At 37.4% G+C, this 20,051-nt stretch carries 24 protein-coding genes and 1 riboswitch; of the genes, 7 read left to right on the forward strand and 17 right to left on the reverse strand.

Annotation, left to right across the window (positions count from 1 at the left end):
- Nucleotides 1-6: 6 nt before the first annotated feature.
- The 4 genes from spoVAD to AC2VNP_RS03630 form a co-directional block, all read right to left on the reverse strand.
- Nucleotides 7-1,017, reverse strand: coding sequence for a stage V sporulation protein AD (spoVAD, locus tag AC2VNP_RS03615; RefSeq protein WP_486916044.1), 1,011 nt, complete (start codon nucleotides 1,015-1,017; stop codon nucleotides 7-9).
- Nucleotides 1,017-1,496: a stage V sporulation protein AC gene (gene spoVAC / locus AC2VNP_RS03620; protein ID WP_486916045.1), complete on the reverse strand. Its 480-nt coding sequence runs from the start codon at nucleotides 1,494-1,496 to the stop codon at nucleotides 1,017-1,019. The genes spoVAD and spoVAC overlap by 1 nt, the downstream gene beginning before the upstream one ends.
- A gap of 15 nt (nucleotides 1,497-1,511) precedes the next feature.
- Nucleotides 1,512-1,889, reverse strand: coding sequence for a hypothetical protein (locus AC2VNP_RS03625; protein ID WP_486916046.1), 378 nt, complete (start codon nucleotides 1,887-1,889; stop codon nucleotides 1,512-1,514).
- A gap of 207 nt (nucleotides 1,890-2,096) precedes the next feature.
- Nucleotides 2,097-2,300 carry a DUF1657 domain-containing protein gene (locus AC2VNP_RS03630; RefSeq protein ID WP_216830426.1) on the reverse strand — a complete coding sequence of 68 codons (204 nt, stop codon included), beginning with the start codon at nucleotides 2,298-2,300 and terminating at the stop codon, nucleotides 2,097-2,099.
- A 169-nt stretch (nucleotides 2,301-2,469) separates the two neighbouring features.
- On the opposite strand from AC2VNP_RS03630, the gene AC2VNP_RS03635 reads away from it, so the two are divergent.
- From AC2VNP_RS03635 to AC2VNP_RS03645, 3 genes are all read left to right on the forward strand, one after another.
- On the forward strand, nucleotides 2,470-2,931 hold the full coding sequence (locus AC2VNP_RS03635; RefSeq protein WP_486916047.1) for a hypothetical protein: 462 nt from the start codon (nucleotides 2,470-2,472) through the stop codon (nucleotides 2,929-2,931).
- A gap of 87 nt (nucleotides 2,932-3,018) precedes the next feature.
- Complete coding sequence (locus tag AC2VNP_RS03640; protein WP_486916048.1) at nucleotides 3,019-3,705, forward strand: DUF421 domain-containing protein; 687 nt, start codon at nucleotides 3,019-3,021, stop codon at nucleotides 3,703-3,705.
- Between the two features lie 11 nt (nucleotides 3,706-3,716).
- Complete coding sequence (locus tag AC2VNP_RS03645) at nucleotides 3,717-5,291, forward strand: alkaline phosphatase family protein (RefSeq protein ID WP_486916049.1); 1,575 nt, start codon at nucleotides 3,717-3,719, stop codon at nucleotides 5,289-5,291.
- Nucleotides 5,292-5,333: 42 nt separating this feature from the next.
- Here AC2VNP_RS03645 and AC2VNP_RS03650 read toward each other — a convergent pair whose 3' ends face one another.
- Entirely contained in the window at nucleotides 5,334-6,233 is a 900-nt protein-coding gene (locus AC2VNP_RS03650) for a superoxide dismutase (protein WP_486916050.1), read from the reverse strand.
- A gap of 129 nt (nucleotides 6,234-6,362) precedes the next feature.
- Between AC2VNP_RS03650 and AC2VNP_RS03655 the strand changes: the two genes are divergently transcribed.
- Nucleotides 6,363-7,166, forward strand: a complete 804-nt coding sequence (locus AC2VNP_RS03655) for a DUF2935 domain-containing protein (RefSeq protein ID WP_486916051.1) — start codon at nucleotides 6,363-6,365, stop codon at nucleotides 7,164-7,166.
- Between the two features lie 33 nt (nucleotides 7,167-7,199).
- Here the strand turns inward: AC2VNP_RS03655 and AC2VNP_RS03660 are convergent, their stop codons facing one another.
- The 4 genes from AC2VNP_RS03660 to AC2VNP_RS03675 all read right to left on the reverse strand — a co-directional run bounded on the left by AC2VNP_RS03660 (nucleotide 7,200) and on the right by AC2VNP_RS03675 (nucleotide 9,609).
- A complete protein-coding gene (locus AC2VNP_RS03660; protein ID WP_486916052.1) occupies nucleotides 7,200-7,691 on the reverse strand; it encodes a DUF3907 family protein in 492 nt (163 codons plus the stop codon).
- Nucleotides 7,692-7,786: 95 nt separating this feature from the next.
- The gene (locus AC2VNP_RS03665; protein ID WP_486916053.1) at nucleotides 7,787-8,173 is read right to left on the reverse strand and encodes a hypothetical protein; all 387 of its coding nucleotides are present in this window, start codon (nucleotides 8,171-8,173) and stop codon (nucleotides 7,787-7,789) included.
- Between the two features lie 45 nt (nucleotides 8,174-8,218).
- Entirely contained in the window at nucleotides 8,219-8,827 is a 609-nt protein-coding gene (gene scpB, locus AC2VNP_RS03670) for an SMC-Scp complex subunit ScpB (RefSeq protein WP_486916305.1), read from the reverse strand.
- A gap of 14 nt (nucleotides 8,828-8,841) precedes the next feature.
- A complete protein-coding gene (locus AC2VNP_RS03675; RefSeq protein ID WP_486916054.1) occupies nucleotides 8,842-9,609 on the reverse strand; it encodes a segregation/condensation protein A in 768 nt (255 codons plus the stop codon).
- A gap of 174 nt (nucleotides 9,610-9,783) precedes the next feature.
- Here AC2VNP_RS03675 and AC2VNP_RS03680 point away from each other — a divergent pair, with 174 nt between their 5' ends.
- Nucleotides 9,784-10,308 (forward strand): DUF309 domain-containing protein, encoded by a 525-nt coding sequence (locus tag AC2VNP_RS03680; RefSeq protein WP_486916055.1) that lies wholly within the window; start codon nucleotides 9,784-9,786, stop codon nucleotides 10,306-10,308.
- A gap of 111 nt (nucleotides 10,309-10,419) precedes the next feature.
- Here the strand turns inward: AC2VNP_RS03680 and AC2VNP_RS03685 are convergent, their stop codons facing one another.
- From AC2VNP_RS03685 to AC2VNP_RS03715, 7 genes are all read right to left on the reverse strand, one after another.
- On the reverse strand, nucleotides 10,420-10,767 hold the full coding sequence (locus AC2VNP_RS03685) for a GNAT family N-acetyltransferase (protein ID WP_486916056.1): 348 nt from the start codon (nucleotides 10,765-10,767) through the stop codon (nucleotides 10,420-10,422).
- Between the two features lie 371 nt (nucleotides 10,768-11,138).
- Nucleotides 11,139-11,609, reverse strand: coding sequence for a 6,7-dimethyl-8-ribityllumazine synthase (ribH, locus tag AC2VNP_RS03690; protein ID WP_486916057.1), 471 nt, complete (start codon nucleotides 11,607-11,609; stop codon nucleotides 11,139-11,141).
- Nucleotides 11,610-11,722: 113 nt separating this feature from the next.
- A complete protein-coding gene (locus AC2VNP_RS03695; RefSeq protein ID WP_486916058.1) occupies nucleotides 11,723-12,916 on the reverse strand; it encodes a bifunctional 3,4-dihydroxy-2-butanone-4-phosphate synthase/GTP cyclohydrolase II in 1,194 nt (397 codons plus the stop codon).
- Nucleotides 12,917-12,930: 14 nt separating this feature from the next.
- Complete coding sequence (gene ribE, locus AC2VNP_RS03700) at nucleotides 12,931-13,584, reverse strand: riboflavin synthase (protein WP_486916059.1); 654 nt, start codon at nucleotides 13,582-13,584, stop codon at nucleotides 12,931-12,933.
- Nucleotide 13,585: 1 nt separating this feature from the next.
- Nucleotides 13,586-14,674 (reverse strand): bifunctional diaminohydroxyphosphoribosylaminopyrimidine deaminase/5-amino-6-(5-phosphoribosylamino)uracil reductase RibD, encoded by a 1,089-nt coding sequence (ribD, locus tag AC2VNP_RS03705; RefSeq protein WP_486916306.1) that lies wholly within the window; start codon nucleotides 14,672-14,674, stop codon nucleotides 13,586-13,588.
- A 413-nt stretch (nucleotides 14,675-15,087) separates the two neighbouring features.
- Nucleotides 15,088-15,237: riboswitch (FMN riboswitch) on the reverse strand.
- Nucleotides 15,238-15,348: 111 nt separating this feature from the next.
- The gene (locus AC2VNP_RS03710; RefSeq protein WP_486916060.1) at nucleotides 15,349-15,783 is read right to left on the reverse strand and encodes a peptidylprolyl isomerase; all 435 of its coding nucleotides are present in this window, start codon (nucleotides 15,781-15,783) and stop codon (nucleotides 15,349-15,351) included.
- A 95-nt stretch (nucleotides 15,784-15,878) separates the two neighbouring features.
- Complete coding sequence (locus tag AC2VNP_RS03715; RefSeq protein ID WP_486916061.1) at nucleotides 15,879-16,463, reverse strand: biotin transporter BioY; 585 nt, start codon at nucleotides 16,461-16,463, stop codon at nucleotides 15,879-15,881.
- A 206-nt stretch (nucleotides 16,464-16,669) separates the two neighbouring features.
- On the opposite strand from AC2VNP_RS03715, the gene bioD reads away from it, so the two are divergent.
- Together bioD and bioA are read left to right on the forward strand one after the other, a co-directional pair.
- Entirely contained in the window at nucleotides 16,670-17,413 is a 744-nt protein-coding gene (gene bioD, locus AC2VNP_RS03720) for a dethiobiotin synthase (protein ID WP_486916062.1), read from the forward strand.
- On the forward strand, nucleotides 17,388-18,746 hold the full coding sequence (gene bioA, locus AC2VNP_RS03725; protein ID WP_486916063.1) for an adenosylmethionine--8-amino-7-oxononanoate transaminase: 1,359 nt from the start codon (nucleotides 17,388-17,390) through the stop codon (nucleotides 18,744-18,746). The genes bioD and bioA overlap by 26 nt, the downstream gene beginning before the upstream one ends.
- 119 nt (nucleotides 18,747-18,865) lie before the next feature.
- On the opposite strand, the gene AC2VNP_RS03730 is transcribed toward bioA, so the two are convergent.
- Nucleotides 18,866-19,831: a C40 family peptidase gene (locus AC2VNP_RS03730; protein WP_486916064.1), complete on the reverse strand. Its 966-nt coding sequence runs from the start codon at nucleotides 19,829-19,831 to the stop codon at nucleotides 18,866-18,868.
- Nucleotides 19,832-20,051 lie beyond the last annotated feature (220 nt).

Raw genomic sequence — 20,051 nt, forward strand, 5'->3', positions numbered from 1 at the left:
TGTTTATTAGTCACCTCCTGCTTCAATTGCAACTGCGTGGGCGATACACGGAATTGTTTCTTTCTGTTGAAATGATAAGGGTGATAATAGAGCACCTGTCGCTACAATTAACATCCGGTTAATTTCTCCACGTTTCATTCGATTAAGCAAATGCCCGTATGTAACTGCTGCAGAACAACCTGATCCACTTGCACCAGCCAGTACGGGTTGTCCCTCTCTGTAAATCATTAAACCGCAATCTTGAAACTTCTCCTCTGTCAGCTCTAAACCATGCTTTGCTAACAAATCAATTGCAATAGAGTGACCGATCTTGCCTAAATCGCCTGTTGCAATGAGGTCATAATGGTCAGGACCAACTTGCATATCTCTTAAATGTGCTTCAATTGTATCAACAGCTGCTGGCGCCATTGCTCCACCCATATTAAACGGATCACTTAAACCCATATCAACGACTCTTCCTATCGTCGCAGAAGTTACTCTCGGTCCGTTACCTGTTTTGCCTAATAAACCAACGCCTGAGGCAGTTACCGTCCATTGAGCAGTCGGTGGTTTTTGAGCCCCGTATTCAGTTGGGTACCTAAATTGCTTTTCTACCGCTGCGTTATGACTTGATGATCCAGTCAAAATATAGTTAGCTCCGCCACCATTTAAGATAAACGCTGATAATGCCAACCCTTCCATTGAAGTTGAGCATGCCCCAAATAGCCCAATATATGGAATACTTAACGTTCGACAAGCAAAACTCGTTGGCGTAATTTGATTGACTAAGTCACCCGCAATAATAAACTCAACAGCTTCTTTTTCTATTCCGCCTTTTTCAATCGCTTTATTACATGCCTCTTCAAATAAAATGCGATGTGCTTTTTCATAAGAGTCTTGTCCCATCCACATATCTTCGTGAAGCGTATCAAAATCGTCTGGAATATTTCCGTTTGCTTCAAAAGGACCACCGACAGTACCAGTAGATAGGATGACAGGCTTCGATTCAAACGTCCAAGTTCGATGGCCGGTCAGCATTATAATCCCCCCCATTGAATAGCAATTGTTTTAATAATGGCAATTACAAACGCGGCTACGGTTCCAAAAACGATAACCGAACCAGCTAATTTAAACATGTTCCCACCAACACCAAGCACATACCCTTCCGTACGATGTTCGATGGCAGCACTAGCTACAGAATTAGCAAATCCAGTAACGGGTACAGCTGTTCCAGCACCTGCAAATTGTGCTATTCGGTCATATACTCCAAATCCTGTTAGTAAAACTGACAGAAAAATCATAAATGCCACGGTTGGATTACCGGCAGTTCGTTCTGTAAAATCAAAAAATGTATAAAAGAAAGTTTGTACAAACTGCCCGAATAAACAAATAAGACCGCCAATAAAAAACGCTCGAATACAATTTTTAAGCCATGGTCGTTTAATTTCATGTTCACTAGCAAATTTTTGGTATTCTTGTTGCACTGGGGTTAAGTTTTTCTTTTTTTGATCCGACATAGTTCGCTCCTCACTTTACCCTTTCATATCTTCTTCAAGTTTTTTTAACCTTTTGTCCAAGTCTTCTTGTGAAATCCTTTCCTGTTTTAGCTGTTTTTCTAATTTTTCAAGCTCCATAAATATTTTTTTATCTGTTGATAGAAAAATTGTTGAGTTAGGATAGCGTTTTTTTACTCGCTCAAAGCCATCTTTTCTAATTCCTTCTAAATGGAGTCTATCAAAATGTTTAACAGCTGGTGCGATGTAGATGTTGTCCTGATTGGCAACCCCTCTTACCTCAATAACCTCATCCATTGATAGGACAATCTTTTTAGCATTGTCAGCTTGCGTTTGATCAACAATAGCTTCTTGACCAACAAACAGTGGAGTTTGTTCTTGTTGTTGTAAGTTCATTTGACCACACCCAATCAGCATGCAAGCTAACGTAAAAAAGGTTAAAATAAATAAGGAAAACTTTTTCATTGAAACCACCCTATTCTCAGCTTCGTATTGATTATAGTTTGACAAATGTCCGATATTATATGTAACCGATTTTGCATTGTATTAACTGTAAGAAGAAGGTTGACGTTTATCACATCAACCTTTAAACCAATAAATATGTTAGTTCTTATATTGTGGTTCTTCTTGTTCAATTTCTTGTACACGTGGTGATAATGTATCAACAATTCCTTGAGTTTGTTGCGCTAAGTTTTGGAACATTTGCTTCGCTTGTTGGTTTTCTGTTTGCAGTGCAAACGTTTCAAAACTTGCTTGTGCACTTTTTAAACCTGCTAATGTTTGTTTAACTTGACTTGCTACTGTCATGGTGGTTCCTCCTTGAAAAAATTAATAATGGTACGATACTAATATTTGATTGTTAAAACTAAATAATAATAGCAAAATATTGGGATTTAATAAGGAGTGTAGAATGTTATCATCCTTTTTGATATTAATACTCATCATAAATTTGTGCACAGCCATTTTTCTGTTTTATATGTTTCGCACGTTCAGGTCACAAGGAAAAAAGCTTCAAAGACAAATGGAAGAACTAATAAAGCATCCAAACAACAAAAAAATTGAGACTGAGCGTCTAACAGATGAGTGGAGATCCTATGTTTTTATACAAGCGTTACAAGTAAGAGAAGCGGTTTCAAAGCAAGTAAATAACTTACATCCTAAATGGATTGAAGAAGCACCCACTTCACACGGTCTTACTCATAAGGAATTAGCCGAAGCCTTTTCCCCTAAACAAATTGAGGCGATCACTCATTTTTGGAAATTATTTCATCAATACACAGATAATTATTGGAAAACGGAAGAAGGAAAAATTAAAACTGTCTTTAAAGGTTCGATCGACTTAAAAGGAAGTGAAGTTCATACGATACAAACCGTATCTAACCAACTACTGCCCAAACTTGATCAATTACTAATAAAAATTAAAGGAGTTGAGCACTAATATGCTTACTCCTTTTTGTTTTGAGTAATTATTCCAATGTTGGGACATTCTAAGGTAAACATTCACTTATTAACTGAGGGTAAACCATTGAATACGAACTTCTTTTATTTAACAACTGAATTAATTACTGGTTTTTTTGCTTTATTAGTTATCACTAAAGTCTTAGGAAAGACGCAAATTACTCAACTCACCCCTTTTGATTTCATATCAGCACTAGTTCTCGGTGAACTCGTCGGGAATGCTATTTACGATAAAGATATTGGCCTAAATTATGTGATTTATGCTGTAATTGTATGGGGTACTCTAATTTATTCTGTTGAGTGGTTGACACAAAAGTACAAGGGTACAAGAAACTTTTTACAAGGAAAGCCATCCATTGTCATTCGTGAGGGTAAAATTGATTATCAACAACTAAAAAAAGACCACATGGACATTAATCAGCTGCAACAATTATTACGTCAAAAAGATGTTTTTTCAATTCGTGAAGTCCAATATGGGATTTTGGAATCAAATGGGTCCCTTAGTATTTTAAAAAAAGACAATTACGAACAACCGAATAAAAAAGACCTAAATATGCACTCTCAACATGTCTTTCTTCCGATTACCCTTATTCTTGATGGTGAAATTTTAGTTGATAATTTGAGAGAAAGCGGGTACAACCTAGCGTGGTTAAAACAGCAGCTGTTTACTTATGGTATTACTGATGAAAAAGAAGTTTTTTATGCAGAATGGCTCGAAGGGGATTCTCTTTATATTAATACATACAGTTCATAAGGAGTGGGAACATGTTTTTTCGAATGGTTATCGTTATTCTTATCATTTTCTTATCTGCCTGCCAGGGAGCAAACGATCAAGGCGGAGCTACTATTCAACAACTTGAAAAAGATAATATTAAGCCCGATAAGAAAGTTATTCTCGTCATGATTGACTCGATGATGGGATCCCTCATAGATAATAGTAAAGAAAAAGGGAAAATACCAGCACTTGAATATTTAATAGAAAATGGTCAATACCACAAAGATTTAGTCGCCCCTTTTCCATCTATGTCTGTTGTCATTGAAAGTACATTAATGACTGGTGAAATGCCAGATACTCATAAAGTACCAGGTCTCGTTTGGTATAATCCTGATGAAAATCGAATTGTTGATTACGGCTCAACTATGGAAAAAATGATCAAGCTGGGAATGAAACAGAGTTTAATTGATTCACTATATCATTTAAACAATTCTCACTTAAGTCCACAAGCGACAACGATACATGAAGTCTTACAACAAAAAAGTTATTCCACAGGGTCTGTCAATTTTTTAATTTATCGCGGTCAAAAGACTCATGATATGACACTCCCTGTCTTACTCGATCAATGGTTGAACTTAAACGATTCTCTTCAAACAAAAGGACCTGACCTCTTAGCATTTGGGAGTGCTGTTAAACCTAAAGTAATGGAAGGAAAGGATGTTCCTGATACGTTCTTATCTAACTTTGGTCTAAACGATGAATATTCGGTTACAGTCGTTAGTGAAATGATCAAACAAGGGGAACAACCTGATTTTTTAGCCGTTTTTTTACCAAGCTTTGATAAAGAGGCTCATAATCATAGTCCACATTACCGTGTTGGTTTTGAAAGAGCGGAAGCTTTCTTCCAAGAAATATTAAATAGCTATGACAGCTGGGACCAAGCTTTAGAGGAAAATATCTTTATCGTATTTGGTGATCATGGTCAAGATAAATTGTTAGATGATGAATTAGCCATGTCCATACCGCTTCACGATATTTTTCAAGAATATTCAGTCGCTCCATTAACTGATCATGCGACACAAGGTGATATAGTAATTGCTAATAATCATAGGATGTCTTATATCTACCCATTACAAGATACTGGATTGTTACCAGATCTAGCGGAAGTTGCGATGGTTGATAAGCGCATTGAATTCGCTTCCTGGATTGATGAAGATTGGGTATATGTCATTTCACCCGATTATAACGATGCCTTTCGCTTCAAGTCTGGGGGACAATGGGTGGATCGATATAATCAAACGTGGGAATGGGAAGGTAATGAAAAGATTGTAGGACTAAAAATTGATGAAAACCGTTCACGATTAAGCTATACCGATTTTCCAGACGTTTTAAACCACCTGATGACTTCATTAAACAGTAACACTTACCCAGCGGTTGTCCTAGCAGCTAAACCAGGTCATACGTTCCAATCTGAAGGTGCACCTCTTCACGTAGATGGAGGCGAACATGGCGGTTTGCACAAAAATGATACATTAGGTGCAATCGTTATTGCAGGTACGGATCAACCATTTGAAAATCCACGGATGGTCGACTTAAAAGAATACATTCTCCAGTTTTTTAAATAAGGGTAAGAGGCTGAACTTTAACAAAAGTCAGCCTCTTTTCTCTTAAAACGGCTCCCACCGTAATTCACGAGCTTTCATATATCGTTCACTAACATGTGGCCAGTTTACAACATTCCACCAGTTATTAATGTATGGTTCCCGTTCATTTTTATATTGGAGGTAGTAGGCGTGTTCCCAAACATCTAGCGGTAATAATGGAACAACATCCCACTGGCTTAAATTTTGGTGCTTTTCTGCCTGGAGAATTTCTAAACGATGTGCTCTTGGTGCCCACACTAGTATCGTCCAACCGACAGCCTCTACTTTCTTAGCTGCTTCTGAGAAATGTTTTTTAAATTGTTGAAAACTACCGAAATCTTTTCTTATTTGATTAGCTAACTCACCAGTTGGTTCACCGCCGCCTTTTGGGCTCATAGCATTCCAAAAGATCGTGTGTAAGTAATGCCCAGCCCCATTAAAAGCTGCCTCTCTTTCCCAATGCTTGATTAAGTCGAAGTTACCAGTTTTTCTTGCTTGTTCCATCTTCTTTTCCGCTTTATTTAATCCATCCACATAACTTTGATGATGCTCTTGATGGTGTAATCGCATAATCTCAGCTGCGATATAAGGTTCAAGCGCTTCGTAACTGTAGGGTAGCGGCGGAAGTCGATGTTCTCCAATAGGCACAGGCTGAAGAGGAACATTTCCAGTAGCGCCCGCTGATTCAGCTCGTTTCATATTGTGTATAAGCAGTTCCCAACTTTCATATAGTCCTTCCGTTTCGGCTTGTAATTTATCGATCGGTGTTCGCTGTTCAAATAAACTTTTTACTTGTTGTAACTTTTCCTCAAAGCTATAGATTTCGCTTTGGTTTAACCTCTGTTTTACATTTACATCTAAGTTAGACCATGCTCCTTCTAATTTCCCAATCCAATCTTGTAATTGCTTTTGATAAGCTTCCATTAAAACGTCTCCCCCTAAACCACGCAGTTATCGTTCTACTATATGCCTATACAACCCCTATTGGTGATAATCACATTCTAGGCGTTTATATCATATGTTAGGATGATGAACAATTAGGAGGGGTCATTTTTGAACACTTTTCAAGAAGTTGCATTATTTGAACACCGTTTTTGGCTACAAGTATTAGGTGATCATGCTCGATTTATTCGTGATGCCTTATCTCCAGTTGAAGAAGAATATGTAGAGATTGCCAAACAATATATTGATACCTTTGACCAACTTTTAGAAATGGCACGCCAAGATATTAGCGGCACCCCATTACAACAACTTACTGAACTATCTCTAGAGCAAGCCAAAGGAATTCGTGAATTTAAACTTCACTTAATTCGTGAGCATTTAGTAGGTGATATTCAGATTGGTTTACCTCCTACATTTTTAAATCATATGGTCAATGAAGTCGATGAATATTTGCGTATTCTTCCTTATTTAGTGGAAGGAACCATTCCTCCTATCACTCATCCTCTACATCATCACCTCGTTTGGCTTCTCGATGCAGCTGGGCATGCAGATGCAATCACAGGAGAACTAGATATGGTGGAGAAGAAATTAAGTAAAAAAAGTGAAGAGTTTACAGAGGCATTTGAAGATTTTTATATTAAAGCTGTAGAATTAGCTGGGTACTTACGAGCAAATGTCGATAAATTCCCAGCACTTCATCGTTTTAATGATCAAGTTGAATTAGAAATTGAGCTCTTCAAAGTATTTCTAAGAGAACTTGAGGAACTTGAAATGACAAATAAGTTGCTAGGGACGTTTTCCGAATTAATGGCTGATCATATGGCAAGAGAAGAGTGTTATTACTTAATGAAATTGGCAGAATCAAGTGAAACTACTATGCCCAATTGTGATCCGACCACACCAAGAAATGAATAAAAAAAGTGCAGCGTAATGGCTGCACTTTTTTTATTACTTGGAATGAAGCATCTTGGTTTGAAAATCTGTTTCGTAATATTCTAGTTCTTCACGAATTGATTGAAATGGACCTTCAATCGATTTCATTAGTTCTTTTAAAGATTCAGGAACGGGTTTTGAAAATTTAATGGCATTTTTCCCTGTATACGCTGAACGACTGTCTTCAAACCAGTTATCAATACGAGGGTTAAAAAACTCTTCAATGCAATTATGATAAACCCAATATAATGTTTTCTCAGCAGCTGCTTTACGGAACGTCTTTCCATTTAGAATGACTTCACTTGCATCTTTACCTTCTTCACAAAAGACAAGGACACGACGTAGTGAAGAAAGCACCGCTTTGTAATAATCTTCATCTTTTTGGTTATCTTCACTTAACATTTCTGTTAATTTTGTTTCATTCAGGTAAACAGTTATTTTATCACAAATACCTTCTAGAGTATCATGTGCTAAGGTTAATTGGCTTTCAACCAATGTATTCCCCATGGTGGTGACACCTCCACTTTTAATAGTAACTATATTATACGACACTTCGGACAAGAACACCTTACTATTTTTTGAAAAAGGTTCCTATGTATATCTTACAATTGGCTTTTTCCTTGTGTGACGAGGTTAGTCATAATTCCTTTGATTTGCTCAGCATCAATGTCCCTGAATAAAGCTTCCATTTCTTTAAGTTCGTTAACGTAAATACGCTTTTTTTCTTTATTACCCGGATTTTGCAATAAGCAAACTAAAGCCACTATATCTTTAAATGTTACTTCTCTCTCACTCGTCGCTAATATTGGATTTTCTTTAAAAGGAGAAATGTCTGCTGATTTTTCATCAAAGAAACGTACATATAAGACATTTAGCTCCTTTTCTTGTCCATTATCAGTGTATGTTACAGTAGAACGATTGAAGAAATCTTCAGATGTGTTGGGCTTTTCCTTTTCTAGTTCAATTCCTTCAGCCTTTAATATAATCACAACAACCTCTCCTAACTGTAATGTAATAATTCTAATTATATCATATTAACTTTCACTGTTGTTCTCACTTAAGAGCGTCTCCATTCCTTCAAACTTCTTAAAAAACAGATCTGGATCTTCTTCTAAAAATCCTTCATCCACTTCATCTGGCAATGGCGGTAATTCCTCTAGAGATTTTAAGCCAAAGTAATCCAAAAACTCCTTTGTAGTACCATATAATATCGCACGACCACTACCATCTGCTCTTCCTACATCTTTTATCAGCAGTTTTGCAGTTAACGTTTGAATCGCTTTCTCCGTCTTAACTCCGCGAATTTCTTCAATTTCAACCCTAGTAATGGGCTGTTTATATGCTACGATCGCTAAAGTTTCAAGTGCAGCTTGAGACAAGCCAGTATGTCCCGGCGCTTCCACTAATTTCTGGAAGTAAAGGGCATGTTCTGGTTTGGTTGTTAATTGATAAGCACCGGCCATCTCAATTAATTGCATGCCACGCTTCATTTCTTTTAAATCAACTTCTAAATCATGTAACGCATCTTTCACCGTTTCTCGTTCCACTTTTAAAATGTTTGCTAACTGTTCTTCTGAAATTCCGTCTTCACCGGCTACGAATAATAATCCTTCAATAATACCTTTTAATTCGTCTAAACTAATTGGATTAAACAGCGTCAATGAATAGACCCCTCCTCCCTGATGTAGATCATGATGTCAGAAAAATTATTTTCCTGTTCACAAATGATGGCATTTTTCTTCATTAATTCTAAGACAGCTAAAAACGAGATAACTATATGTGATCGCTCTCCAACAGCAAATAACGAGTAAAAGCTTCTTTTGCCACCCGTACGAGATAAATCTTCCATAATCTCACCCATTCTCGTTTCGATCGAATACTCTTGACCTTTTACAGTTTTTGCTACAGGTGCTCGCATCTTTTTACGCTTGAGCATAGATTGATAAGCATCTAGCATATCAAATAGTGTAATCCCTTTTAACGTTACTTCTTTTCTTTCTTCTTTTGGAAAAAACCTTTCCAGATTGACTGGAGGTTTCGTATGAATTAATGAACGCTCCACTTGACGATCTTGAAGCTCCATTGCCGCTTCTTTAAATTTTCTATATTCAATCAAACGCATCATAAGCTCTTCACGTGGATCATCTTCATCAACTTCAAAGCTTTCATCATTATCCCATTCTTCTTGTTGCTTTGGGAGTAACATCTTACTTTTAATCGCTAGTAATGTTGCTGCCATCACTAAATATTCACTTGCTATGTCTAATTGTAACTCCTGCATCGTTCGAATATATTGCATATACTGATCAGTTATTTTAGCGACTGGAATATCATATATATCTACTTCTGCCTGATTTATTAAATGTAACAGTAAATCTAAAGGACCTTCAAAAGCGTCCAATTTTACACTGTACTGACTGTTCATCTCATCACCAATTTCTATTTAAAACCGTTGCTAGACAGGATTATATCATACTTTTCATCACGCGATATTGATTATTTTTATTTAGGATAGTCTTTTATCAAAGGGGTTGTCATTTTCCTAACGAAATTACATGTGATACACTTTTAATAACTTACTCTTTGGGGGAGTCATTTCATGAATTATCCACAAGCTTTTAAAGACTATTTAATTTACTTTCATAGTCAACGTGATTTTTTTGAGTGTCATGAAGTTTTAGAGGAGCACTGGAAATCTGAAGAAGGTGGTAAAGAAAAGGTTTGGGTAGGATTTATTCAAGTTGCAGTCGGCCTTTATCATTACCGTCGACAAAACTTTGAGGGTGCCAAGCGAATGATCACAAGTGCACTACGTATATTGGAGCAAGAGAAAACTAAGGTTTCCGATTTAGGGGTGAATAGTAAACAACTATTATTGGACTTGTTTACTATTAAAAAGAATATTGAGAACAAACTGCCTTATCAAGATTATAATATCCCAATTGAAGATGACAGTCTCCTTCAAGCTTGTATAAATCAATGTAATAAAGAAAACCTTCAATGGTGTATTCCCACCAACTTTAACGACCATTATCTCATAAATAAACACTCACTTCGCAACCGCGAAGACGTTATTAATGAGAGAGCTCGACAAAAAGAATTGAAAAACAGAAAAAATTCGTAACAAAGAAAAAAGTAAGGTTGACCACAAAGTGTTTTGGCCCTCGTTTTATATAACTACATAAGTCAAGATAGCTATAACTTCGAGGTGCCTAACACTATATCCAGTCAACCTCTATACGTCTAGCAAACACGCAGAGTAAAATTCTTTTGTATCCTTATTTGGTTTTAGAGTGCCCGTGATTTTTTCTTGAACTGCCTGGAGCATTTGTTTACCAATTCCCTCGTCACGAAAAGATGGGTTGACACAAACGTGGCATAATTCAAAATCTCCATCACCGTCTTCATATATACCAATTACACCTACAATATCCTCTTCTTTCCATAGAAATAATTGCCATCGGTCATCATGTTCATATTTCTCTATTGTTTCTTGTAACGTTTTAATTTGTTTTTGCTTCGGCATATACGATAATAGCCCCATCGCAATCTTTTTGTAAGTAGATTTATATTTTATTAGCATATCAATCCCTCTTTAATCATTCTAGATCTGTGATGCGTAAGCTATCAAACTAAATTTTATCACATTCTCATAAGATATTGTGTGTTGTTTATGAAAATTTAGATAAACGTTACTTATAAAATATGTCAATTTGATAAAAATGTTAATAGGTTAAAGGTAGTTTTTTGTCTAAATTCCGTCTAAATTATAAAATTTAGTAACCCTCTTTTTAGATCTGACTTAAAAAGTAAAACGAAAAGAGAGCATAGCAGTTGCACCGCTACACTCTCCACTCATCACCTCGTATAGTAAGGCCGTATACCGATTATTAAAGTTCAGCCTGGCCTTAAGGTAAAACGCTTCTTACACAATTAACAATGTGATGATGAACCTTATTGATTAAACGCGCGATTTAAATTTGCCATTTCAATTGCAGCCGCTGCAGCTTCCCAACCTTTATTACCTGCTTTAGTCCCTGCTCTTTCGATTGCTTGTTCAATCGTATCCGTTGTTAATACTCCAAAAATAACAGGGATCCCTGTTTGAAGAGACAAACTTGATACCCCTTTTGCAGCTTCATTACAAACGAAGTCAAAGTGAGGTGTTGCACCTCGAATAACCGTTCCAAGTGTAATAACAGCATCATAATTATTTGTTTCGGCCATTTTTTTAGCTGCTAATGGAATTTCAAAAGCTCCAGGTACCCAAGCAATATCTACGTCTTCCTCAGAAACACCGTGACGTTTAAGTGCATCTTCAGCACCGCCTAATAACTTGCTAGTAATAAATTCATTAAAGCGCCCAACAACGATTCCTACTTTAAGACCTGAACCAACTAAATTTCCTTCAAATACTTTACCCATTTTCATTTCCTCCTTATGTATGAGAAGGGGAAGAATTCCCCTTCATTCCGCTTTTAAATTTTAGTAAAAATTACCCATGTTGCTCTAAAATATCTTTGCGCTAAATCTAAATTCTAAAAATGAAGCATATGTCCTAATTTTTCATGCTTTGTTTTCAAATACCCTTCATTGTTAGCATTGTGCGGCAACTGAAGCGGAACTCTGTCCACAACCTCAAGACCATAACCCGCTAACCCTTTTATTTTCCTTGGGTTATTCGTCAATAACTTCATTTTTGTAATACCCAATTCACGCAAGATTTGTGCGCCAATACCGTATTCACGAAGATCAGGGGCAAAGCCTAATTTCAAATTGGCTTCTACTGTGTCATAACCTTCTTCTTGCAACTTATATGCTTTTAGTTTATTAATAAGTCCAATTCCACGTCCTTCTTGACGCATGTAGAGAAGGACTCCTCTACCTTCTTGCTCAATTTGTGCTAATGCAGCATGAAGCTGAGGACCACAATCACAACGATGAGAACCAAAGACATCCCCCGTTAAACACTCAGAATGAACTCGAACTAACGTAGGGACATCCGGAATAATTTCACCTTTGACTAGTGCAATATTTTCTTTTCCATCTAACACGTTTGTATATCCAATGGCTTTAAACTCACCGAATTCTGTAGGTAAATTGATTTCAACTTCTCTTTCAACTAACTTATCTTTACGATGACGATATTGAATTAAATCTTTAATTGTAATCATTTTCAGTTCATGTTCATCTGCGATCTTTCGTAAATCAGGTACACGAGCCATCGTTCCATCATCATTTATAATCTCACAAATAACGCCTGCTGGCTTCGCACCTGAAAGTCGAGCTAAGTCAACAGCAGCTTCAGTATGCCCAGCACGTCTTAGAACTCCCCCATCTTTAGCAACGAGTGGGAAGATGTGACCTGGTCGTTTAAAATGATGCTTCTTTGTTTCATCGTCAATTAAAGCTTGAACCGTTACTGATCTCTCATGTGCACTAATACCTGTCGTCGTTGTATGGTGATCAATACTAACTGTAAAAGCAGTCCCATGCGGGTCTGTATTATGATCGACCATCGGGAAAAGATCTAACTGTTTTGCTCGTTCTTCTGTAATAGGGGCACAAACTAAGCCTCTTCCGTACTTAATCATAAAATTTATGACTTCTGGAGTCGTTTTCTCTGCCAGTGATACAAAATCACCTTCATTTTCACGGTCCTCGTCGTCACACACGATAACAACTCGACCTTGCATTAATTCATAAATGGCTTCTTCAATTGGATCAAACATGACTTTTCCCCCTTTTATTTAAAACCATGCTCTTCTAAAAAGCTTTCTGTAAGAGAATTTTTCGTTCCCTGTTGTGGTACCCTTGCAGTAATAAACTGTTCAATATATTTTCCGACGATATCACATTCGATATTTACAATATCCCCTGGATGCTTTGCACCTATAACGGTTTCACTTAAAGTGTGTGGAATAATTGAAACCGTAAAAGAAGTTTCATCGACTCCAAACACCGTTAAACTCGTACCGTCAACTGCAATTGAACCTTTGTATAGTACATATCTCCTTAGTTCAGGCGAAATTTCGACTTGAAAATATACGGCATTGTCAACCGCTTCACGTTTTTTAATTTTTCCGACTCCATCCACATGACCTGATACAAAATGACCGCCGAACCGACCGTTTGCAGCCATGGCACGTTCTAAGTTCACCTTTGAACCTCGTTGCAAAGTCTTTAAACTCGTACTTCTAACCGTCTCTGGCATGAGATCAACCGTAAATCGATGATTATCGAATGATGTAACTGTTAAGCACACACCATTTACAGCAATACTATCACCTAAATGTACATCCTTTAAAATTTCATTGGCTTGAATTGTCATAACGACAGCTTCATTATTTTGACGTATATTTTCAATTGTACCTAACTCTTCAATGATTCCAGTAAACATATTATCTTGCCCCCTTTGGTATAGAAGTAATTTTTATGTCAGGGCCTATTTGCTCAACTTTTAAGAAATCAAGTTCTAATACTTCAGACATCGCCGTGAAGCCTTCACCACCAAACGAACTCGGTGCCGACATTCCTCCAATTAGTTTAGGAGCGATATAAGTTATAACTTGATTGACTGCTCGCTCTTTTAAGAAACTAGAATTTACAGTCGCTCCACCCTCGACAAACAAAGACGTAATTCCCTTATCTCCTAATGTATCTAAAAGTTTGTCAATTTTAATGCTGTCCCCTAATGACAGCACCGTAACACCTAATTGTTCTAATTGTTCTTTTTTTATATTGTCCGCACAATCTGTCGTGAAAATCCATGTTTTTGAGCTAGTATCCGTCACAACGGTGGAATGAGTTGGAGTACGCAACTTAGAGTCTAAAATAACTCGAATTGGGTTTTTACCTCCATTTGGGATCCTAGTCGTTAAACTTGGATTGTCCGCTATTACTGTCCCAACACCAACTAAGATGGCATCATGCGTGTGTCTAAGGTAATGAACGTCCTCTCTAGCCTTGCTACTTGTAATCCACTTACTATCCCCAGTAACTGTTGCAATCTTTCCATCAAGACTTACTGCAGATTTTAACGTTACAAAAGGTTTATTAGTCTTAATAAAGTGGTAAAAGACTTCGTTTAATTCATCGGCCTCTTTTTTCATTAAACCAACTTCTACATCTATTCCTGCATTCTTTAACTTCTCTATCCCTCTTCCACTAACCTTTGGATTGGGATCAGTTGTAGCAATAACCACTCGCTTTATGTGTGATTTAATAATTAAATCCGCACAAGGTGGGGTTCTCCCATGATGGCTACAAGGCTCAAGAGTTACATAAATCGTTGCCCCTACTGCTTTCGTTCCCGCCATCCGAATGGCATGAACCTCAGCGTGAGCATCTCCTGCTTTCAAGTGTGCTCCCATTCCAATAACTTGTCCATCTTTTACTACAACAGCTCCGACTAGTGGATTTGGGGTCGTTTGCCCTTGTGCCGAACGAGCGATTTGTATAGCGAGTTCCATATACTGTCGATCATTCATCATTCAAGCCTCTTTCTATCATGTAATAACAAAAAAGTACAATCGCCCGTTTAGCGACGTCTCGCTGGGCGCTGGAGCTAGACGCGAAAAGCGCAAGGTGCCTGCTTATCGGCGACATTTAGACACATTTGATGGACCGAAGCGACCTCGAGCCGATGGCACCTGGAGCTACACATCTCCGAGTTTTATCATTCTTAATCGTTTAGCAAAAAAAGAGGCGCCCCTAATCCATATGATCATACCCTTACTTAAAAGTTTGTACGATTTGGACTTGGGACAGCCTCTTTATATAAGAATTCGAAAGAAAAGACATCACTAAATAAACGTTCGTATAAGTGTACAAAAAACATAAAGATGTTTTGGCGGATTTACTTAAAATAGCAGATTCCACCCCTGTACATATACGCGCTCTTCTCTTCCTTCTCCCATCCAGACTATCACTGTCGGCCCTGGAGTTTCACCAGATCCACCGTTATGAGTATTCTTCATAACGGGTCACGGACTAAGAAACTAATCGTTTCATCACCGCCGGTAGGGAATTTCACCCTGCCCCGAAGGAATAAATTGAAAACCTATTCATTTTCTAAATTGTATCCTTAAATAATAAGTTTCGTCAACTAAAAGATATTCATAACGAAGAAGAGGCTGACTCTAATGAGTCAGCCTCCTTTTTATTACTCTTCCCAAACTTTTACTTCAGACATTACATCTCCTTGATGAATACGTAATACAGTATCCATTCCTTCTACTACTTGACCGAATACAGTATGTACACCATCTAAATGAGGTTGTGGTTCATGTACGATGAAGAACTGACTGCTTCCAGTGTCTTTCCCAGCATGCGCCATTGATAAAGATCCAGCGACATGCTTGTGTGGGTTACCTTCTGTTTCACATTTAATCGTTTTACCACTTCCACCAGTACCATTACCAGTTGGGCAGCCACCTTGTGCTACGAAACCTGGAATTACACGGTGAAACGTTAATCCATTATAGAACCCTTTGTTTGCTAACTCTTCAAAATTCGCTACAGTGTTTGGTGCTTCCTCTGAGAATAATTCAAAAATGATTTGTTCCCCATTTTCAAATTTGATGCTTCCTTTTTTCATTATGTATGTCCTCCTAAATGTTTAATTTCACATTCGCTTCATTTTACTACAAAACGAACCTAATGTGAAATTTTCCACCGTAGACTATTGTTCACTTAAGCCGCACGCTGTTCTTGAATAAACCTTGTGCGTTTAATCGCTTTATACATGCGAGGCGAAATCACAGCTGCGACGACCGCTACAGCGATATCCAACGGTAGATAGAGCAGCATCCAGGACCAAGCAACAAGATAACTAAAGCCTTCAGGCGTCTCCAACCAGAAAAGGAGTGCCGCGTACATCCAATGCGTCCCTATAACATAATTCAAAATTACACCTATAAATGAAGCCATAAAAAACGTTGGTAAATTAGGGTTCCCTTTTGCTTCAACCAGCTTTCCAGCTGCATATGCTACGAAAATAAACGAGACAACAAATCCAAATGTCGGACCTAGTAGTGTGGCAAACCCACCCTTAAATTGAGCAAACACAGGTACACCAATCAGGCCTACTACCATATAAGCAGTCATTGATATTGCTCCAAGTCTACTTCCCAATAGCACCCCTGCAAAGATCGCAAATAAAAGTTGTAAAGTAATTGGCACTCCACCAATCGTTAAGAAAGGTGCAACATTTGCACCGATTGCCATTAAAGCCACAAATAAACCAGCTATTGAGATATCAATTGTTCTTAGCTTCATTTCATCATCTCCTTCCATTTTATAGTAATAATAATCTAGTATTTTTTATTATGTCAACTATTTTTTAGTTTAAGTTTACAATAGGGAGATTTCGAATTACCCTGTAGTAAATTTAGTATATTTTATGTTTTTTGTTGAATTTTAACAAATTAAATGTTAACCTTACTACTAAATTCAGTTTACTATTATGGTGGGAGGGTGAATATATGGCAGGTTTTTTTATAACAGGAACTGATACTGATGTAGGAAAGACAATCATAACTGGCTTAATTTCGGCTGCTTTAAACAAAAGAGGGACAAATACAATTCCTTATAAACCGGTTCAAAGCGGATCGTTTTATCGGGAGAAAAAACTTTATGCTCCAGATGTTGATACATACGAAAAAATGAATAATAAGACCTTTCCTCAAAGTTCTACATACTTACTTGAAGCACCTGTTTCTCCTCATTTAGCAGCACAGTGGGATAACGTTACGATCAAACAAGACAAAATCTACACGGATTATTTCCATCTATCCAATGAATGCGAGTGCATTCTTGTAGAAGGTGCTGGTGGTGTAGCTGTGCCTGTTATCGATGAAAATTATTGTGTGTCAGATTTAATGAAGGATCTTAAACTACCAGTGATTATTGTCGCAAGAGCAGGCTTAGGGACCATTAATCATACAACTTTAACCACTCAATACATACGACAACTTGGACTTCCCATAACAGGAATTATAATGAATGGGTTTGAAGATAGTGAAAAACAAGCACAACAAGAAAATGTAAAAATGATTGAAAAAATGACGAAAGTACCGGTTATAGGCCAAATTCCGTTCGTTCAAAACATAGAACAATTACTTGATAACGAAGAACTTATACTTAGTTTAATTGGACAAATAAACATTGAATTTATTATTAAAATGTGGAGGGAACAAACATATGAACGAAGCAAACAATTGGATTGAAAAAAGTAAAAAACATTTATGGTTACCATTTACTCAAATGAAAGATTACGAAGAAAATCCTTTAATTATTGCTGAAGGAGAAGGAGTCTATCTAACGGACGTCCATGGAAAGATATATTTAGATGGCTATTCCTCTCTATGGCTTAATGTACATGGTCACCGCAAACGAGAAATTGACGAAGCAATTATTGAACAACTACAGAAAATCTCTCATTCTACTTTATTAGGAGCTACAAATATACCAGCCACAGAACTAGCTGAAAAATTAGTAGGAATTACACCAGAAAAATTAACTCGTGTTTTTTACTCAGATAGTGGTGCAGAGGCCGTTGAAATCGCACTAAAGTTAGCATTTCAATACTGGCGAAATCTAGGTCATTCAAATAAACAAAAGTTTGTAACAACAAAGAATGGCTACCACGGAGACACTGTCGGGGCTATTAGTGTTGGTGCAGTCGATATTTTTCACACAGTCTATCATCCCCTGATGTTTGACAGTTATAAAGTGTCCTTTCCAAATACATATCGAAATGAACATTCTGACCTCGAGGACATCAAAAATGAGTGTTTGCTTGAAACTGAACAGCTTTTCGCGGAAAAACATGAGGAAATCGCTGCCTTTATTATTGAAGGTATGATTCAAGGAGCTGGCGGCATGAACGTTATGCCTGACGGTTACTTAAAAGGGATCGAGCAGTTATGTAAAAAATACAACATCCTGCTCATTGTAGATGAAGTTGCAACTGGTTTTGGAAGGACCGGTAAAATGTTTTCTGTAGAACACGAAAACGTCCAACCTGATTTAATGACAATTGCAAAAGGAATTACTGGCGGCTACCTTCCTATAGCCGCAACGATGACGAGTGAAAAAGTGTATGAAGCGTTTTATGGAGATTACACGGAATTAAAAACGTTCTTCCACGGGCACTCTTACACAGGAAACCAATTAGGCTGTGCTGCCGCCCTAGCTAATCTGGAACTATATAAAAAAGAAGATATTATCAATACGGTACAAAACAAAGCTAGCTTTATTACTGAGAAATTACAGTCATTACAAGAGCTTGCGCACGTAGGAGACATCCGCCAGTTAGGACTGATGGTTGGTGTTGAACTTGTTAAAGATAAAGAAACAAAAGAGCCATTTCCATGGGGCGACCGAGTCGGTTATTATGCAACATTGAAAATGAGAGAACACGGCATGTTATCTCGCCCATTAGGTGATGTAATTGTTTTTATGCCACCTCTAGCTACCACTTACGAGGAGCTCGAACAAATGATAACCATTATGAAACAGGCGATAAAAGAAACAACAGAAGGACTGGCCACATCATAGAACAACAAACTTTTCACTTCTCTTGTAAACCCAGATGAAAATCTCTCTACAAAAGAAAAAGGCTAAAGGATCCTAACAAAACCTTCAGCCTTTTTTAAAGATTTTTATTCTTGCCCTTTTTATGGCAATCTCAGTGTCTGTCCGACATGAATAACCGTTGACTGTAATTGGTTTAAATCCGTTATTACTTGGACAGTTGTACCATTTTGTGTGGCGATTCTCCAAAGACTATCACCTGACTGTACCGTATATGTTTTAGTTTGAGCAGCCAAACTAACTTGTAACGATTGCCCTACATGAATAGTCGATGAATTAAGGTTATTCCATTCCATCAGTTGATTAACTGTTACATTGTATGTTCTACTAATGGCCCATAAGCTATCTCCTGTCCTAACAACATGTTTCGTCCCAGATCCAGTTGGTGCTGAAACATTCGTTATTGGTGGAGCTTGGGTAGGTGCCTGTACTTGTAATGTTTGACCGACAAAGATAATATCAGAAGTCAACCTGTTCCAATCTCTTAATTGCTGAACAGTAACACCGTGATCTCTTGCAATATGTGATAAAGTATCACCTGACTTGACCACATATGTTGAGCTTGTTCTTGTAGTTTGAGTTGAAGTAGCAGGTGGCTCTGCCGAAATGACTCGACGTGCTGTTACAAATCGTTCGTTCCAATAGTTTGAAAAAGGATTTGTAATATGAACACCACGGCTGCTTGACGCATGGATCATCTCATTATTATTTATGTACACTGTAAGATGATTAATTTGCCCATCAAAGTTTGTATCATAAAATAACAAGTCGCCCTTTTGTAATTGTTGAAGGGATACTTGAACGCCAACCCTCGCTTGATCCCGACTGACACGAGGAAGGGTTATTCCGTGTTCACCAAAGATAGTCGCAGAAAAAGATGAACAATCAAAACTAGAAGTGTTTCCTAACGGCGCCCCAAATTGATAAGGAGTACCAATATACCTCTTACCACTTTCAATGATACGATCAGCTAGAGTGTGAGAGTGCGCAAAAGCTTGTTGCGGTAGTAAAAAAATTAAAGCTACTAATGCAAGTATGATTTTTTTCATAATTCGCCTCCTGCCGTCTATCATAAAACGAATTACACTGCAAAACATTAGTAGGTTACTAGGTTAACTCCCAAGTTCTACTAGATGTTTACCAATCATTGCAACTAGAGGTGACGACTCAAAATACAAAGAGAGAGGAGGTGTTCACATTTACGCAAATAAAACGTTAAAATCGGATTATATATCGAAAAATTAGACAATAAAAGTGAAAAATACGACA

The organism is Alkalihalobacterium sp. TH-98 (genome assembly GCF_057473385.1).

Bases quoted from the DNA above. Each gene is read 5' to 3' on its own strand.
- spoVAD (WP_486916044.1), bottom strand. From the start codon at position 1,017: ATGCTGACCGGCCATCGAACTTGGACGTTTGAATCGAAGCCTGTCATC.
- spoVAC (WP_486916045.1), bottom strand. From the start codon at position 1,496: ATGTCGGATCAAAAAAAGAAAAACTTAACCCCAGTGCAACAAGAATAC.
- AC2VNP_RS03625 (WP_486916046.1), bottom strand. From the start codon at position 1,889: ATGAACTTACAACAACAAGAACAAACTCCACTGTTTGTTGGTCAAGAA.
- AC2VNP_RS03630 (WP_216830426.1), bottom strand. From the start codon at position 2,300: ATGACAGTAGCAAGTCAAGTTAAACAAACATTAGCAGGTTTAAAAAGT.
- AC2VNP_RS03635 (WP_486916047.1), top strand. From the start codon at position 2,470: ATGTTTCGCACGTTCAGGTCACAAGGAAAAAAGCTTCAAAGACAAATG.
- AC2VNP_RS03645 (WP_486916049.1), top strand. From the start codon at position 3,717: ATGTTTTTTCGAATGGTTATCGTTATTCTTATCATTTTCTTATCTGCC.
- AC2VNP_RS03650 (WP_486916050.1), bottom strand. From the start codon at position 6,233: ATGGAAGCTTATCAAAAGCAATTACAAGATTGGATTGGGAAATTAGAA.
- AC2VNP_RS03660 (WP_486916052.1), bottom strand. From the start codon at position 7,691: ATGGGGAATACATTGGTTGAAAGCCAATTAACCTTAGCACATGATACT.
- AC2VNP_RS03675 (WP_486916054.1), bottom strand. From the start codon at position 9,609: ATGAACAGTCAGTACAGTGTAAAATTGGACGCTTTTGAAGGTCCTTTA.
- AC2VNP_RS03680 (WP_486916055.1), top strand. From the start codon at position 9,784: ATGAATTATCCACAAGCTTTTAAAGACTATTTAATTTACTTTCATAGT.
- AC2VNP_RS03685 (WP_486916056.1), bottom strand. From the start codon at position 10,767: ATGCTAATAAAATATAAATCTACTTACAAAAAGATTGCGATGGGGCTA.
- ribH (WP_486916057.1), bottom strand. From the start codon at position 11,609: ATGGGTAAAGTATTTGAAGGAAATTTAGTTGGTTCAGGTCTTAAAGTA.
- AC2VNP_RS03695 (WP_486916058.1), bottom strand. From the start codon at position 12,916: ATGTTTGATCCAATTGAAGAAGCCATTTATGAATTAATGCAAGGTCGA.
- ribE (WP_486916059.1), bottom strand. From the start codon at position 13,584: ATGTTTACTGGAATCATTGAAGAGTTAGGTACAATTGAAAATATACGT.
- ribD (WP_486916306.1), bottom strand. From the start codon at position 14,674: ATGAATGATCGACAGTATATGGAACTCGCTATACAAATCGCTCGTTCG.
- AC2VNP_RS03710 (WP_486916060.1), bottom strand. From the start codon at position 15,783: ATGAAAAAAGGAAGCATCAAATTTGAAAATGGGGAACAAATCATTTTT.
- AC2VNP_RS03715 (WP_486916061.1), bottom strand. From the start codon at position 16,463: ATGAAGCTAAGAACAATTGATATCTCAATAGCTGGTTTATTTGTGGCT.
- bioD (WP_486916062.1), top strand. From the start codon at position 16,670: ATGGCAGGTTTTTTTATAACAGGAACTGATACTGATGTAGGAAAGACA.
- bioA (WP_486916063.1), top strand. From the start codon at position 17,388: ATGAACGAAGCAAACAATTGGATTGAAAAAAGTAAAAAACATTTATGG.
- AC2VNP_RS03730 (WP_486916064.1), bottom strand. From the start codon at position 19,831: ATGAAAAAAATCATACTTGCATTAGTAGCTTTAATTTTTTTACTACCG.